Here is a 15,635-nt window from a genome sequence, read left to right as displayed (position 1 = left end):
GGATAAAACGTTATTTTCCTATAGTGACAAAATTAACGAGTTTTTTTACTTTGACAAGTAAGTTGCAAGGAAAGCGTGGAGAAAAGCGCAGTTTTTACTTTGGCAGGGGAGATGTTGCCCAATCCTTGGCAAGAATTGGGCAAGTCGACTACTTCTTAGCGTGATAAATCGCGAATTTATTGGTCTTATTTAGCGTCTCGCAATTAATGAAGGCTTGCTCAATAATCGGCTGATATTTAAGAAAACTATTAGCAACGATAAATAGTTGTCCCTGTGGGTTTAGATATTGTGGTGCTTTTGCCAACAGCGTCTCCGTTGCGCTGTAGCTAGTATCGAGACCAGCATGGAAAGGAGGATTACTGATAATGAAGTTGTAATCCTTGCTGGTATCTGAATAAACATCAGAGGCAAATACACGACCAGTCAAACCGTTAGCTTCGAGTGTGGCTTGGCTAGACGCGACCGCGAGTGCGCTGATATCACACATTTCTAGCTCTATGTCTGGATTAAGGAGCGCCATCACGCTGCCGATGACGCCCGCTCCACAGCCAAAGTCTAAAACCTTGCCAGTCAGATCGGGTAGGGTATCGAGCAGCAGTTTACTGCCAATATCAAACTCTCCGTGACTGAACACGCCCGGTAAGCTTTTAATGGTCAGAGTGCGCTCTTTGTAGCTAACCTGATAGGTTTTATACCATTCATCTAGCTGGAAAGCTGCAGGTGTCTGAGTACATTGCCCCCAGTAGAAAGAACAACGGCGTGCGGAGTCGTATTTGGTAATCGGGCCATAGTCCTTAAACATTTTCTCAATGCTTTTAATACCAGAGCGATTCTCACCCACAACCACGATTTCAGTTCCGGTTCCTAGTTTGGACATCAACATGGCCAGCAGATACTCGGCTTCAGCTTTCGCTTTTGGCCAGTAGAGCAGGACCAAATCTGCCTGAGTTTGCTGTGTGAACTCTGCACCAAAGACACGGGTAATTTGCGAATAGGATTCAAGCTGACGATGATAACCATAGTTGGTGGTAAATACTGTTACAGACTGACAGTGTTTCACCAGTTCAACAGGAAATAGGTCTTCAGATTCACCAGCAACAAGAACGTGTTTACCTTCGAAGTAAGCAAGTTGTCGCTCGGCAATTTGACTTGGCGCGATATAGGCAGACATAGAGCACTCAGTAGAAAAAAATGAGGGGGGATTTTCGCACAATCCTCCCTCATCTTGAAGTATTAAACCGTTTTGCTGTTTAGCTGTGATCTTGTTGATCTAAGAAGCCTTGAAACTCCTCTTCATAGATATTGAACAATACCATGGTCACAGCAAAGATGATCGGGCCGTAGATTAGGCCAATTAAGCCAAATAAGTGTAGACCACCTAACAAAGAGAAGAAGATCATTAGCGTGTTCATTCCAGCGCTACCTTGCATTAGGAATGGACGGAGCAAGTTGTCTATCGAACCTACCACAGCTACGCTCCAAACGGTCAGGAAGATAGCCCACGTAGTATCCCCTATGAGGAAGAGGTAGATTGCTGCTGGGATCCAAATGAGCGCAGTACCAACAACCGGAATAAATGAAGCAAAGCCCATCATGGTTCCCCAGAATAGACCTGGGAATCCGGCGAGCCACATACCGAGTCCACCCGCGATACCTTGCGCAATAGCAGTCAGGAATGAACCCATGACGGCAGACTTCGCCACCTGCTCAACTTCATCTAGTAGTTTATCTTCTTGGCTGCGTGACAAAGGAAGGATATGGCGGATAGCACTGATGATCTTATCGTGATCTCGAAGTAAGAAAAATAGCACGAATAACATCAGGAAAAAGTCCATTAGGAAGTTAGTCGCATCACCTAAAATCTTCGCGCTGATACCGACCAGATTACTGCCAAAACTCGTGGCAAACTGAGCGACTTTCTGAGCAATCTCTTGAGGCTCTACCTTATCGAAAGGTAAGTAAGTGTTGGCTAAAGACAAACCTTTCACAACCCAAGGGTGTTCGAAGAGTGTTTGGATGCCCCCTTGAGTGACCCATTGATAAACGTTTTGAGAAAATGCAGAGCCTTGCTGAACGATAGCAGCAAAGACAAACAACAGTGGGACGACAATGATAAAGGTCAACACAATACAGGAGAGCAGAGAAACAACATTTTTATGATTTGGCAGTTTGCTCTCAATCCAATCATGAATAGGGAACATCAACAGCGAAATGATAAACGCCATTACGATCGAATTGATGTAAGGCTCTACCAATAAAAAACACGCGAACGCTGCAGCCAACAGGGCTATCACTAGTACCCAGTGACTGGAGGTGATTTTAATTTTATCTGACACAATCTTGTCCAATTGTTTGACGATGTATCAGTATAATGGCTTTAAAACAGGCAGTTATCAATCAAGAATCAGATTTGCATCAGAGGTGAGTCAAAACATGGGATGCTGTAATAATGACAAAGGCTGCAAGTCAGCATCAAAAAGCAAACCTTCTATACCTTGGTTTGCCTTGGTAATGGCAGGATTGGTTTTGTTAGTCTTGTTTAACTGGCAATAAAAAAAGGCTGCTCAATGCAGCCTTTTCCATATGCAGTAGAGGTTAAGCTTGTTGTGCGATGATAGCAAAACAGCGATCTGCCGCTTCCAGCGTTGCTTCAATTTCTTTGCTGCCGTGTGCCAGAGAAGTAAAGCTCGCTTCGAAAGCCGATGGCGCAAGATAAACGCCGTGATCCAGCATTAGGTGGAAGAAACGTTTGAAGCGCTCGATGTCGCACTTAGTCACGTCTTCGTAGCTGGTGATGCTTTCTTGATCGGTAAAGAAGAAACCGAACATTCCGCCAACTTGATTGACGACAAGAGGGATACCGTGGTTGTCTGCTAGTTGCTTAAAGCCATCTGCTAGCTGTTTAGTTTTAGAAGCAAGGCGCTTTTCGTTACCTTCTTGTTTGAGTAAGTTCAGACAAGCGAAACCTGCCGCCATCGCTACAGGGTTACCTGATAAAGTACCCGCTTGGTAAACAGGGCCTGTAGGTGCAATGTACTGCATCACTTCTTTGCGACCACCGAACGCACCCACTGGCATACCACCACCAATAACTTTACCTAATGTTGTTAGGTCTGGTTTGATGTTGTAGTAAGCCTGAGCACCACCTAGAGCCACGCGGAAACCTGTCATTACTTCATCAAAAATCAGCAGCGCGCCTTCTTCATCACAGATTTGGCGTAGCCCCTCATGGAAACCTTCCACTGGCGGAATACAGTTCATGTTGCCAGCAACAGGTTCAACGATAATACATGCGATTTCATCTTTGTTTGCCGCAAAGAGTTCGCGCACTGAGTCTAGATCGTTAAATGTTGCCGTTAGTGTGTGCTTGGCGAAATCCGCTGGAACACCTGGTGAACTTGGTTGACCAAGCGTCAGAGCACCCGACCCCGCTTTAACTAGCAGGCTGTCTGCATGACCATGGTAACAACCTTCAAATTTCATGATTTTGTCACGACCTGTGTAATCACGAGCAAGACGAATTGCGCTCATGGTTGCTTCAGTGCCTGAACTCACCATACGAATCTGTTCCATCGATGGGACAAGTTCTGAAACCAGTTCAGCCATCGCAATTTCCATTTCGGTTGGTGCGCCAAAGCTCAAGCCGCGCTGCGCTGCGTCAATAACCGCTTCACGAATTACCGCGTGGTTGTGACCAAGAATCATCGGACCCCAAGAACCCACATAATCAATGTACGCTTTGCCGTCAGCATCAAAAATCAACGGGCCGTCAGCTCGTTCAACGAAAATCGGTGCGCCACCAACGCCGTTAAATGCACGTACAGGAGAGTTCACACCACCAGGAATGGTTTGCTGTGCTTTCTCAAATAGATCTGCGGATTTGGTCATGGGATATCCTCTTTTGATTGCTCGGACCAATTTGGCACGCATTGTACCTGTCGATTCCCATACAATAAAACGCTTTGCTGCACATTCTGCGTACTTTCACAGCAAATAAAGAAGAATTGGTATAAAAAGTTGCTTCAAAAGTGGTGAATACTTGAACGCTTCACTCAGGTATTAGATAATCCCCCTAATATTAAAAGATGAAGTTCCAGAAAGTTCAGTCATTCTGGAGCCAAACGACTGAGAGAGATCATCGTGAGCGAAGTAAATATTCCACTAACATTTTCAGATGCAGCGGCTCAGCGAGTAGGTGCATTGATTGCTGAAGAAGAGAACCCGAACCTGAAACTGCGAGTTTACATTACTGGTGGTGGTTGCAGTGGTTTCCAATATGGTTTCACTTTTGACGAGAACGTGAATGAAGGAGACACAACCATTGTCAACAGTGGTGTGACTTTGGTGGTTGACCCTATGAGCCTTCAATATTTAGTGGGTGGCCAAGTGGATTACACTGAAGGGCTTGAGGGCTCGCGTTTCTTTGTGAATAACCCAAATGCGACCACAACATGTGGCTGCGGTGCTTCATTCAGCGTTTAAATATCTCTTTCTAGGCTGCGGTCCCTCTGCAGCCTATTGCCTATCTACTACTGGCTTTTCCTTCCTTATTTATCCAGAAACTGAGACCCCAGATAAATAGTTATCAATGTCATTTTATTTTTAGATGGTTAATTTATATCCTAATTGATACATTCGCAGTAGAACACTGTGAATTGCTATATCCACAACGTGTAGCCGTAAATCGCTGCTGTTGTTTGTTTTGGATGTGATATAGAAATAATAAGGATAGTTATGGCGAGTATTTCTCCTCTGCGTTTTCTTGCGGTTAGACCTTATCTTGTGTCACTGATATTGGTATTACTCCTCTCTCTTTGGTTAGGGGTAGGAATGTTGAAAGCACAAGACACCGCGCCTCACCAAGAGACGGAAGACATTCCACTAGCCAAAGTTCAGTTCACCTCCTTTGTCGCCGAATCCACACACAAAACCATTGAGCTTTACGGACGGACTGCGCCGAATAAAAAGGCCAGACTCGGGGCAGAAATTGCCGGCAAAATTGTCCAGTTAAAGGTAAACAAGGGTGAAAGTGTTAAGCAGGGGCAGGTGATTGCGCTGATTGATAAGGGCGATTTAGAGAGTCAGTTGCAGCGTGCCGAAGCCATGCTCAAAGTGAAAGAGAAGGAATATAAAGCCGCCCAGTCTCTCAAAAGTAAAGGCTTGCAAGGTGAGGTCGCATTTACTACTGCTCAGGCCGGTTTAGTCGAAGCGAAAGCGATGGTGAACAATGCTCAAATCGCTTTGCGTAATACCTCGGTAAAAGCCCCGTTTACAGGCGTAGTGGATCACCTGTTTATTGAAACGGGTGATTTTGTTGGAGTAGGTGATCCTGTCGCGACATTACTCGATTTAAGCAAGATAGTGATTGAAGCAGACGTGAGTGAGCGACACATTCAAGCGTTAGAGCTTAATCAGCAAGCGAGTGTTCGTTTTATTAATGGTGACCAAACCATGGGGGCGGTGCGTTACATATCACGAGTCTCCTCTCCTGCAACCAATACTTTCCCAATTGAAATTGAACTGGCAAACCCTGGGCAGAAAATCCCTGCGGGTGTCAGTGCTGAAGTGAAACTCAACCTTCAAGACCAGCTGGCAATTAAAATTACCCCTGCAATGCTGGCTTTGGATGAAATGGGCAACTTAGGTGTCAAAACACTGGTCGCTAATCAGGTTAAATTTGTGCCAATAAAGCTGGTTAAAGCGGAACAGGATGGGGTTTGGCTAACGGGACTCGGTGAGCAAGTCGATATCATCACTACCGGGCAGGGATTTGTGCGCGATGGTGATAGTGTCATTGCGATTGAGCAAAGCAGATAGGAGCCGACACTATGTATGCATTGATTGATGCGGCTCTATCTCGTACTAGAACCATGATGGTGCTTCTGGTTTTTATTCTATTCGCCGGTGCGGGAACGTATATCACCATTCCTAAAGAATCTAGCCCTGACATTACAATTCCGATTATTTATGTGTCGGTAGGCCATCAGGGTATATCGCCATCAGACGCCGAACGATTGCTTGTTCGCCCGATTGAGCAAGAATTGAGAACCATTGAAGGGGTCAAAGAGATGACCTCTACCGCTTCTGAAGGTCATGCCTCAGTCATGCTTGAGTTCAGTGTTGGTGTCGACCTGAACAAAGCGATGGCTGATGTGCGTGAAGCGGTTGATTTGGCAAAACCCAAATTACCCAGCGACAGCGATGAACCGACGGTCAATGAAGTGACTTTAGCGTCGGAGGAACCTGCGCTTTCAATCGTACTTTACGGTACGGTACCTGAGCGGACCATTGTGCAGATAGCGCGTCAGTTAAGAGATAAGCTGGAAAGTTACCGCCAAATCCTAGAAGTGGATATTGCAGGTGATCGCGAGGATATTGTTGAGATCATTGTTGATCCACTACTGATGGAAAGTTATGGCTTAGATCAGGGGGATATCTACAACCTGATCGCACTAAATAACAGAGTGGTTGCCGCAGGTTTCGTTGATACCGGGTATGGGCGCTTTTCGGTTAAGGTTCCTTCGGTCTTCGATTCGCTGAAAGATGTGCTTGAATTACCTGTAAAGGTTGATGGTAAGCAGGTCATTACCTTTGGTGATGTGGCAACCGTTAGACGGGCATTCCGAGATCCAGAAAGCTACGCACGGCTAGATGGAAAATCTGCCGTTGTACTGGATGCGAAAAAACGCGCTGGCGAGAATATCATCGAGACTGTTGCGTTAATAAAAGCGGTGTTGGCAGAAGCTCAAACGCGTCCAGATTGGCCGAATAACCTGATGGTCAAATACACTTGGGATCAGTCTAAAGATGTTGAGATGATGCTCAGCGATCTACAGAACAATATCTTGTCAGCGATCATTCTGGTTGTGATTGTCATCATTGCCATTCTTGGTGTTCGTACTGCCTTGTTGGTGGGCATTTCGATTCCAGGCTCATTCTTAACCGGTTTGCTGGTTCTGTCTGTTTTTGGTCTAACCATCAATATTGTCGTGCTCTTTTCACTGATTATGGCGGTAGGTATGTTGGTTGACGGCGCTATCGTTGTGACTGAATTTGCCGATCGACGTATGCAAGAAGGCACGCCAAGAAGGGAAGCTTATCGTGATGCCGCCAAGCGAATGGCATGGCCGATTACCGCCTCCACGGCGACCACACTAGCGGCTTTTGCTCCTTTGCTTTTCTGGCCAGATGTCACGGGCGAATTTATGAAGTATTTGCCGCTGACTCTCATTGCTACGTTGAGCGCATCTCTAGCGATGGCACTACTATTGGTGCCTGTTTTAGGCAGTTTAATAGGACGACCTCAGCATGTTACTAAGGCGCAACGAGAGAAAATGGTTGCGCTACATGATGGCGATTTTTCTAAGGCAACGGGGATCACTAAGCTCTACTTCCATACCTTAGACATTGCGATAAAGCACCCATTCAAAATCCTCATTAGCGCTATTTTGCTTGCGATTGGCGTTGGTTTTACCTACGCCAAAGCAGGTTTGGGGGCGGAGTTTTTCCCCGAGGTAGATCCACCATTTTTCACGGTTAAAGTTCGATCTTATGGTGATCTTTCCTTGGATGAGAAAGACGTGATTATTCGTGATATTGAAGCGGTAATGCTCAATCATGATGAGTTTGAGAGTGTTTACACTCGCACTGGTGGTGATGATGAAATTGGTCAGATTCAGATTACTCCTGTTGATTGGCAGTATCGCCGTAAGGTCAAAGAGATAATTGAGGAACTCAAGCTCCAAACGGATGGTTATGCGGGTGTCGAAATTGAGTATAAATTCCCTGATGCTGGTCCACCGGTTGAACATGATCTGGTGATAGAATTATCGGCTCGGATCCCTACTGAATTGGACGCGGCGGCTAAAAAAGTTAGGCAGTGGGCTGACAATTATCCGGCTTTTACCAATCTCAGTGATACGTCAAGTAAAGACGGCATAGATTGGCAGATCGACATTCGTCGTGATGACGCATCTCGTTTTGCTGCCGATGCGACTTTAGTTGGCAATACCGTCCAGTTTGTGACGAATGGTCTGAAAATCGGTGATTATCTGCCTGATGATGCCAATGAAGAAGTCGACATTTTAGTTCGTTATCCGCAGGACAAGCGCGACATAGGTCGTTTTGATCAGCTTCGAGTCAAAACTCAAGCTGGCTTAGTTCCTATCACTAACTTTGCGACTATCGTACCTGAGCACAAACAAGACACGATACGACGCATTGATGGGCATCGGGTCACCAATATTATGGCGGATATGAAAGAGGGTTATAACTTGGCTCTCGAGTTGCCCAAAATAAATCAAGCGGTCGCTGATCTTGGTTTACCTGATGGTGTTGAGTTTAAAATTCGTGGGCAGAATGAAGAGCAAGAAAACTCTTCTGCGTTTCTACAAAATGCCTTTCTTGTGGCATTGGTGGTGATGGCGCTTATTCTGATTACTCAGTTCAATAGTTTCTATCAGGCATTGTTAATTTTAAGTGCGGTACTATTTTCAACCGTTGGGGTGTTTGTTGGCTTGCTAATATTCCAGAAGCCATTCGGTATCATTATGTCTGGGATAGGGGTTATTGCGTTGGCTGGCATTGTGGTCAACAACAATATTGTTTTAATCGATACCTATAACCAACTGCGTCATCGTGGCTTAGATAAGCGAGAAGCAATACTGCGAACTGGAGTTCAACGTCTGCGACCGGTGATGCTGACGACGGTAACGACGATTCTTGGCTTACTGCCGATGGTACTCGAAATGAACATCGACCTGATCAACCAAAAAATTGAATTTGGTGCACCCAGTACCCAGTGGTGGTCGCAACTCGCCACGGCGGTTGCTGGTGGCCTAGCGTTTGCCACTGTGCTTACTCTAGTATTGACTCCGTGTCTATTAATGCTGGGCAAAGAGCATAAAGTGGAAGAGCAGGGTAATAGAGTTATTGAAGCCGATTAATGACAAAGGCCCGGATTATCCGAGCCTTTGACTTATGGTGTAGCAAGTAAATCACCGTAGCGATTCAGTTTATCTAATCTGATCTTGGCGTTGGCAATGAAGGTCGCCTTGTCTGAACCTGTGAGTGATTTAGACTGTGGCAATTTGACCGTTCTGGCGTTTTTGTGGACGCCATTAACTAGAAACTCATAGTGTAGGTGTGGACCAGTGACACGACCTGTGCCTCCAAGGGTGCCGATTGTCTGGCCTTGCTTAACCCTCTGGCCGGTTTTCACGGTACGTTTTGTTAAGTGGAGATACTTAGTGATGTAAGTATTGCTGTGCTTAATAAAGACGTAGTTGCCGTTGAACTGGTTGTAGCTAGATTTTTGCACAATACCGTCACCCGCAGCCCAAATAGGCGTTCCGACAGGTGCCGCATAGTCTGTTCCTCGGTGGGCAACGACTTTGCCCGTCACTGGATGGCGTCGAGTCGGGTTAAAGTTAGATGTCACACGACGGAAATCTAGGGGAGAGCGCAAGAATGCCTTCTTCATTGCGCGGCCATTTTCGTCATAGTAGTTGCCCGTTTTATCATCCAAAATGGCTTTGAATGTATCCCCTTGGTTGGTAAACACCGCTGCAATGATCTTTCCTCTTCCGACGACTTCTCCTTCAACCACCTTCTCTTGATAGAGAATCTTAAAGTTGTCACCACTACGAATATCCAACGCAAAGTCGATATCCCAGCCAAAAATACCGGCTAACTCCATAATTTGGTTTGCGGTTAAACCAGCATTGACGCCTGCATTCCAGAAGTTTGAGGTGATATTCGCTTCAGCGTAGTTGTATTGGTAAAACAGTTCTTTTTTGTCGAATGACGATCGATAACCTGCTTCGGATTTAGTCACTAGAAAGCTCTCATAAGGGCTGAGAGTTCGTTTAATCTGTATCAACTCATTGTCAGCGTCAAAGCCCAGCTCGAAGGTGTCTCCCGGTCTCACTCGAGTCAGTTGCGTCTCAATGTCCTTATTGGTCGAGGTCAGTTGATAAAGCAAACGAGATGATAGCCCAGCACGTTGAAACAGCAGAGCCATACTGTCACCAGATCCAATGGTGTGTTTTTCCCAACGTAAAACGGCAAGTGGGGAAATGGACTCTTGCTGAGTAAGTTGATCGATATTCAGCGTTAAAGGGTAAGCTTTACCCACTTGATAGTTGCTCTCTTCCTGGCGGAGATCGTTAGGGGTAGGCAGAAATAGCGCGATGACAATAAAGGCGCTGAAAAAGGCGATAAGGGCTCGATGAATCCAAGGTAGTCGAGCAAAAAGAGACAACATCGTATGTCCGTTCTAAAAAATTCAGTAAAAAAGCTCAGCTGTTTAGTCTAACTGGTTTCAAAAAGCATCGCTATTCAAGTAAGATGGCAAACTAACAAATTTTTGCCAAATCTGTGGGAGTGAACAAGAATGGCGAGCATTGAAGCTGCACTAGCGGAGATTAAGCGCGGTGTTGATGAACTGATTCCAGAAGAAGAACTGATTGCTAAGTTGAAAGAGGGGCGTCCTCTTCGCATCAAACTGGGTGCCGATCCAACGGCTCCTGATATCCACCTAGGCCACACAGTTATTTTGAACAAGCTACGTGCGTTCCAAGAACTTGGCCATGATGTGACGTTCTTAATCGGTGATTTCACTGGTATGGTTGGTGACCCAACAGGTAAGAACACAACTCGCCCACCTCTAACTCGCGAAGACGTACTGCGTAACGCAGAAACGTATAAAGAGCAGGTGTTTAAGATTCTTGATCCAGCGAAAACTAAGATTCAATTTAACTCTGAATGGCTTTCTGAGCTAGGTGCAGAGGGTATGATTCGCCTTGCTGCAAATCAAACGGTTGCTCGTATGCTGGAACGTGATGATTTTAAAAAGCGTTACACTGGTGGTCAGCCAATTGCTATTCATGAGTTTATGTATCCACTCCTACAAGGTTATGACTCAGTAGCAATGGAAACAGACGTTGAACTTGGTGGTACTGACCAGAAGTTCAACTTGCTGATGGGTCGTGAGCTGCAAAAAGCACACGGTCAGAAGCCGCAGGTTGTTTTAACTATGCCTCTTCTTGTTGGTCTAGACGGCGAGAAGAAAATGTCTAAGTCTGCGCACAACTACATCGGTATTAGCGAAGCACCAAGTGAGATGTTCGGTAAGATCATGTCGATTTCTGATGAATTGATGTGGAACTACTACGAGCTGCTCTCTTTCCGTCCGCTTGAAGAAATCAACGAACTGAAAGCGGGTGTTGAAGCGGGTAAAAACCCACGTGATGTGAAAGTTGCTCTGGCAAAAGAGATCATCGCTCGCTTCCATAGCCAAGAAGATGCAGATGCGGCTGAGCAAGAGTTCGTTAACCGTTTTGCGAAAAACCAAATTCCTGATGAGATGCCAGAGTTTGAGTTTGAAGCTGGCCTGCCAGTGAGCAACTTACTGAAAGAAGCTGCATTGTGCGCTTCAACTTCAGAAGCAATGCGTATGGTTAAGCAAGGTGCGGCTAAGATGGATGGCGAAAAAGTGGCAGACGCTAAGTTTACACCTGAAGCAGGAACTTACGTGTTCCAAGTTGGTAAGCGTAAGTTCGCTCGCGTGACAATTAAATAGTCACTGCCTGAAATTATCGTGAATTAAAGCGCCTTATTAGGCGCTTTTTTTATGTTTGTTATCAAACTTATAGCCTGCTCAAATGTTATGCGTTTTTGTTTAAAAATGACTGATTTTCTTTGATGACTCTGGTACTATGCGCACGCTGCCAGTATGGCAGCTTATTCGGAGACTTTTATGAACAATATCGACCATCCTCCTAGTATGAGAGGGGAAAAATAAACCGCTTCGGTATTGTCGTCTCACGCCTCTACCTAAGTGGTAGAGCATCCTTTCTATTGAACTGTATCCTCACGTTTTTCTCCTCTAAATTCTAGAATCAACACAGTATCTCTCTAGCTTCTTTGGGCTGGCGAGACGGCGTTTTGTGCTTGTACACCACTGTGTTTGATGGTCGTTACCTACTGCCAATCGGGAGATTCGCCATGACGGTAATGAGCAATACTTACATTGAAAATACACCGCACTTTTCTCGTGAAGAGATCGGTGCAGCTCGCAATGCATTTCTGCAATACGAGCAACAGCAGCAGGTGCGCCTATTGACGGTGATGCCTGTTGAAGAAGCGGTCGCTATCTTGCATCACTGTTCTATCGGTTATGTACAGGGATTGATATCGGCTTTAGAGGTTGGAGGACATGACAAGTTGGCACGTCATTATGCGCATCAACTTGGTTTTATCCATTCAGAAGTTGAAACATCAAGCAGTTACCTTGATACCTCCGTCGCTGGGCATGTAAAGCAGCGTATCGGTTGGATTATTGCTCTGGCTTTGCTAGGAATCGTTTCAGGGTTAATTATCGCCCAGTACGAAGATACCTTAAGTCAGTTGGTATTACTGGCTATTTATATGCCAGTCATAGCAGCGGCTGGAGGTAATACTGGGACACAGGCTGCAACGTTAGTGATTCGTGCGTTAGCCACGGGAGAACTAAGAAAGCGTCAGTGGTTAGCGGTGTTTTGGAAAGAAAGCCGAGTAGCACTCTGTTTAGCATTAGCGATCTCGCTGGTAATTGTCGGTCGAATTGTTCTTTTCAGTGACCCTATGAGTGCCGGTGGGTTCGAGATCAATACCATTGCGTTGGCGATTGCTGTCGCACTGTTTATTCAAGTGACACTATCAACGACTTTAGGTGGTTTATTACCGATCCTTGCCAGAGCATTTAAACTGGACCCAGCGGTCTTGGTGAGTCCAGTTCTTGCCTCAATTGTTGATATCTCGGGGATGTGGATCTACTTCACTGTCGTGAACTACTTTTTGGGCATTGCCTGACTAAATTTCACCACATCTTGATAGAACAATGTTTCAAACTTAGTGATAGGAGCGACGGTCGGTTGAGCGTCGCTCTTCGTTTTTGGTGGATGATAGTCAGCGACAAACTGAACAAACAAGGTGCTAGGTTTACCGTTATTATCTAAACCGTAACCCGCCATATTGTAGCTTCCGTAAAGGGAGCCACTCTTGGCAATCAACTCTCCTTTGATCGGTTCCTGGCGCATACTTCGGCGATATTTTAGCGTGCCGTTAGTTCCTGCCTTTGGCATTAAGTCGATCAGTCCCAGTTGATCATCATGTTTCCAGATATAACGTAAAACGGCGGCCATATTTTGGCTGGTAAAGCGATTGTTACGTGATAAGCCTGAGCCGTCTGCCATTGGCGTTTGTTGTAAGTCGATGCCGGTTTTAGCGAAGAGGATCTGTTTGATTGCTTCAGTCCCATTACCAAAACTGCCTGACTGAACAAAGAACTTGCTACCAAGAGTCTTCGTTAGGTTGTCGGCAATCAGGTTATCTGACTGTTTGAGCATTGTTTCGAGCAATTGAGGGAGTGGAGAAGATTGATGGCTTGCTAATGCTTGACCTTGTCGCTGAGGTACGCCCACTTTGATGTTGCCAATAAGTTCAATGTTTAGCTGACTGAGCAATGTATGGAGTATACGCTGCGTGTAAAGAGCAGGATCTTGAACGGCGAATTTGAGCGGTAGAGGTTGGCTACGGCTTTGTAGGCACCCTTGTAACTGATAGTGGTTGTCTGGTGATGAGAGCAGCTCTAAATTGCACTGAGTGCTCTCTTGTTCAGCTTTAGAAACGGTTTTTGCTTGTGTGGTGACATAAATAGGTTGATGCTCGGGTACATAGACGCGAGTTTTGCCGTCTTGCTGAGTGTATATAGAAGCCTGAACACAATTTCCGTCAAGTGAGATGGCGCTCGCTGGTGCGCTATAGCAAACGCCAAGAATGTCCCAGGGCCAGCCAACCGCACGTTCGTAACCTGTAAAAGCACTATTATCTAACCACAGGTCACCTTCGATTCGCTTTATGCCTTTGCTACGAGCCTGAGATAAGAGTTGTTTTAGATTATCTGTGGTAAAGGTTGGATCGCCACTAAAACGAATCACAACATCCTGACCCGCCTGTTCTATCGCGGTGTGGTAGCGAAACTGATCACCTAACTCTAGTTTTGCAGCAAGAGCGGTCACTATTTTTAATGTGCTGGCTGGTGGAAACAGTTGATCTTGGTTTGCTGAACCTTGGTAGCTCTCTTGACTCTGTAAGCTCTCGACACGCAATGCCGCTCGGCTACCTGAAGGTAATTCGTTTAATGGCGCATAAGCCGATACTTGCGAAGAAAATAGACCTAAACCCCATAGTAGGGATGAGAAAAAAATTGAGCGTTGCATAGTAATGGGTATCGCAAGTCGTGAGCCAGAAGAAGAGTATAGCGAGTAAAAAAAACGCCCGCTATAGAGCGAGCGTCTTAGATTCTTGACTTGAGGTCAGGAAATTAGAAGTCGTAACGTAGACCTAGAGCGATCTCGTCTTCAGCGTCTGCTTTAGTGATGTTTTTAGCAGCATCAACATCTAGCAGGTTGAAGTTGTACGATACGTAACCACGGAAGTTAGGCTTGAAGTAGTAAGTTGCATCAATTGCAACGTTGTCTGCTTCGTCAGCTTTAACTCCAGCGTCTTTAGACTCTAGGTAGTTGTATGTTGTTGTGAATACAGTTTGGCCCATAGTGTAAGCCGCCGCGAATTCATAACCAGTTAGGTCGGTTTTGTTGCCAGTTGCTTTGTCTTTGTCTTGACCGTCAACGAAAGTACCTGCGAAGTATAGGTCGTTGATCGCGTAAGATGCAGCAAGCATGTACTGGTTACGCTCAGTAAGTTGGTTGAACTGACCTTCCGTAACAGTGTCAAGGTACTGGTTACCGTCTGCGTAACCTGCACCTAGTTTAACGCCAGTTTCGCCGATTGCGTAGATTGCAGATAGAGAGTAGCCGTCAGCGTTGTTATCATCATAGCCATTTACACCGTTGTCTTTTGCGTCAGCAAAACGGTAGCTCGCTTTAACGCCTAGGTCAGCAAATTGGCCTTTGTAAGAGATCATATTGTCTGTACGGTCAGCGACAGCGATTTTGTATGCAGCTGAGTTACCGTGGTAAGCCATGATATCAGTAAAGTCTGTGATTACACCTAGTGCGCCCTCGTTTTTACCGTAAGCGATTTCACCAAATGCGCCACCTAGACCAGCGTATGCGTAACGGGTAGTTAGGTCACTATCACCTTTATCTGTAGTTTTGCCATTTTCTGCAGTAGTGAATTCACCTTCGTAGAAACCTACGCCGTATAGGCCGTCAGTGATTTGCGCTTTACCTAGGAAGCTTAGACGTACACGTGAGTTGTCTTCTGCTTTGCCATCTTTAAGAGCTAGACGCGCTTCAGCACGGCCGCCCATTTCAATAGAGTTACCGTCTTGGCTGTAGATTTCTGCCGCGTTTGCGCCAGTTGCCACTGCTGCAGCTGAAACTGCTAGAGCAATCAGAGTTTTGTTCATCTTATTAGTCCTAATTTACTGTCCATAAATAGTTGTTATGCGAGTGATGACTCACTTGAGTCAATCCTCTTACTATTACCGCAATGAATCAATGCTCATATGTAAGACTTCTGTCAGAAATACTTTGCACTTGGTATTCACCGAGCGAGTAATTGGTGAGCATTGTTGTACCGCTAAAGTTCCGTCTATTGGTAGTAAAACGATATAAAACAGATTTTTG

The 15,635-nt window shown here is 45.6% G+C and carries 11 protein-coding genes; 5 read left to right on the top strand and 6 right to left on the bottom strand.

All coding sequences use genetic code 11. The features are described from left to right. Positions 1 to 148: 148 nt before the first annotated feature. The 3 genes from rsmC to hemL form a co-directional block, all read right to left on the bottom strand. Positions 149 to 1,171 (bottom strand): 16S rRNA (guanine(1207)-N(2))-methyltransferase RsmC, encoded by a 1,023-nt coding sequence (gene rsmC, locus DA100_RS10870; RefSeq protein WP_138972150.1) that lies wholly within the window; start codon positions 1,169 to 1,171, stop codon positions 149 to 151. 79 nt (positions 1,172 to 1,250) lie between these two features. After that, entirely contained in the window at positions 1,251 to 2,336 is a 1,086-nt protein-coding gene (locus tag DA100_RS10865) for an AI-2E family transporter (protein ID WP_138972149.1), read from the bottom strand. Positions 2,337 to 2,595: 259 nt separating this feature from the next. Continuing rightward, on the bottom strand, positions 2,596 to 3,888 hold the full coding sequence (gene hemL / locus DA100_RS10855) for a glutamate-1-semialdehyde 2,1-aminomutase (RefSeq protein ID WP_138972147.1): 1,293 nt from the start codon (positions 3,886 to 3,888) through the stop codon (positions 2,596 to 2,598). Between the two features lie 252 nt (positions 3,889 to 4,140). Here hemL and erpA point away from each other — a divergent pair, with 252 nt between their 5' ends. From erpA to DA100_RS10840, 3 genes are all read left to right on the top strand, one after another. Next, the gene (gene erpA / locus DA100_RS10850; protein WP_006878298.1) at positions 4,141 to 4,482 is read left to right on the top strand and encodes an iron-sulfur cluster insertion protein ErpA; all 342 of its coding nucleotides are present in this window, start codon (positions 4,141 to 4,143) and stop codon (positions 4,480 to 4,482) included. 252 nt (positions 4,483 to 4,734) lie between these two features. Further along, positions 4,735 to 5,817, top strand: coding sequence for an efflux RND transporter periplasmic adaptor subunit (locus DA100_RS10845; RefSeq protein ID WP_138972146.1), 1,083 nt, complete (start codon positions 4,735 to 4,737; stop codon positions 5,815 to 5,817). A gap of 11 nt (positions 5,818 to 5,828) precedes the next feature. After that, positions 5,829 to 8,945, top strand: a complete 3,117-nt coding sequence (locus tag DA100_RS10840; protein WP_138972145.1) for an efflux RND transporter permease subunit — start codon at positions 5,829 to 5,831, stop codon at positions 8,943 to 8,945. 32 nt (positions 8,946 to 8,977) lie between these two features. On the opposite strand, the gene DA100_RS10835 is transcribed toward DA100_RS10840, so the two are convergent. Continuing rightward, the gene (locus DA100_RS10835; RefSeq protein ID WP_138972144.1) at positions 8,978 to 10,264 is read right to left on the bottom strand and encodes a peptidoglycan DD-metalloendopeptidase family protein; all 1,287 of its coding nucleotides are present in this window, start codon (positions 10,262 to 10,264) and stop codon (positions 8,978 to 8,980) included. Positions 10,265 to 10,393: 129 nt separating this feature from the next. On the opposite strand from DA100_RS10835, the gene tyrS reads away from it, so the two are divergent. After that, positions 10,394 to 11,581, top strand: coding sequence for a tyrosine--tRNA ligase (tyrS, locus tag DA100_RS10830; protein WP_138972143.1), 1,188 nt, complete (start codon positions 10,394 to 10,396; stop codon positions 11,579 to 11,581). 425 nt (positions 11,582 to 12,006) lie between these two features. Further along, a complete protein-coding gene (locus tag DA100_RS10825; RefSeq protein WP_138972142.1) occupies positions 12,007 to 12,852 on the top strand; it encodes a magnesium transporter in 846 nt (281 codons plus the stop codon). Here DA100_RS10825 and dacB read toward each other — a convergent pair. Further along, positions 12,831 to 14,261 carry a serine-type D-Ala-D-Ala carboxypeptidase gene (gene dacB / locus DA100_RS10820; RefSeq protein WP_138972141.1) on the bottom strand — a complete coding sequence of 477 codons (1,431 nt, stop codon included), beginning with the start codon at positions 14,259 to 14,261 and terminating at the stop codon, positions 12,831 to 12,833. The genes DA100_RS10825 and dacB overlap by 22 nt on opposite strands. A 104-nt stretch (positions 14,262 to 14,365) precedes the next feature. Further along, positions 14,366 to 15,415 (bottom strand): porin, encoded by a 1,050-nt coding sequence (locus DA100_RS10815; protein WP_138972140.1) that lies wholly within the window; start codon positions 15,413 to 15,415, stop codon positions 14,366 to 14,368. Positions 15,416 to 15,635 lie beyond the last annotated feature (220 nt).

The organism is Vibrio sp. Hep-1b-8 (genome assembly GCF_006124995.1).
Classification (GTDB): domain Bacteria; phylum Pseudomonadota; class Gammaproteobacteria; order Enterobacterales; family Vibrionaceae; genus Vibrio.
The sequence above is the reverse complement of the archived record's forward strand: the minus strand, read 5'-3'. Positions and strand labels throughout refer to the sequence as shown.

Coding starts and splice junctions, on each gene's coding strand:
- DA100_RS10840 (WP_138972145.1), top strand. CDS start 5,829: ATGTATGCATTGATTGATGCGGCTCTATCTCGTACTAGAACCATGATG.
- DA100_RS10845 (WP_138972146.1), top strand. CDS start 4,735: ATGGCGAGTATTTCTCCTCTGCGTTTTCTTGCGGTTAGACCTTATCTT.
- DA100_RS10835 (WP_138972144.1), bottom strand. CDS start 10,264: ATGTTGTCTCTTTTTGCTCGACTACCTTGGATTCATCGAGCCCTTATC.
- DA100_RS10815 (WP_138972140.1), bottom strand. CDS start 15,415: ATGAACAAAACTCTGATTGCTCTAGCAGTTTCAGCTGCAGCAGTGGCA.
- rsmC (WP_138972150.1), bottom strand. CDS start 1,171: ATGTCTGCCTATATCGCGCCAAGTCAAATTGCCGAGCGACAACTTGCT.
- tyrS (WP_138972143.1), top strand. CDS start 10,394: ATGGCGAGCATTGAAGCTGCACTAGCGGAGATTAAGCGCGGTGTTGAT.
- DA100_RS10825 (WP_138972142.1), top strand. CDS start 12,007: ATGACGGTAATGAGCAATACTTACATTGAAAATACACCGCACTTTTCT.
- dacB (WP_138972141.1), bottom strand. CDS start 14,261: ATGCAACGCTCAATTTTTTTCTCATCCCTACTATGGGGTTTAGGTCTA.
- hemL (WP_138972147.1), bottom strand. CDS start 3,888: ATGACCAAATCCGCAGATCTATTTGAGAAAGCACAGCAAACCATTCCT.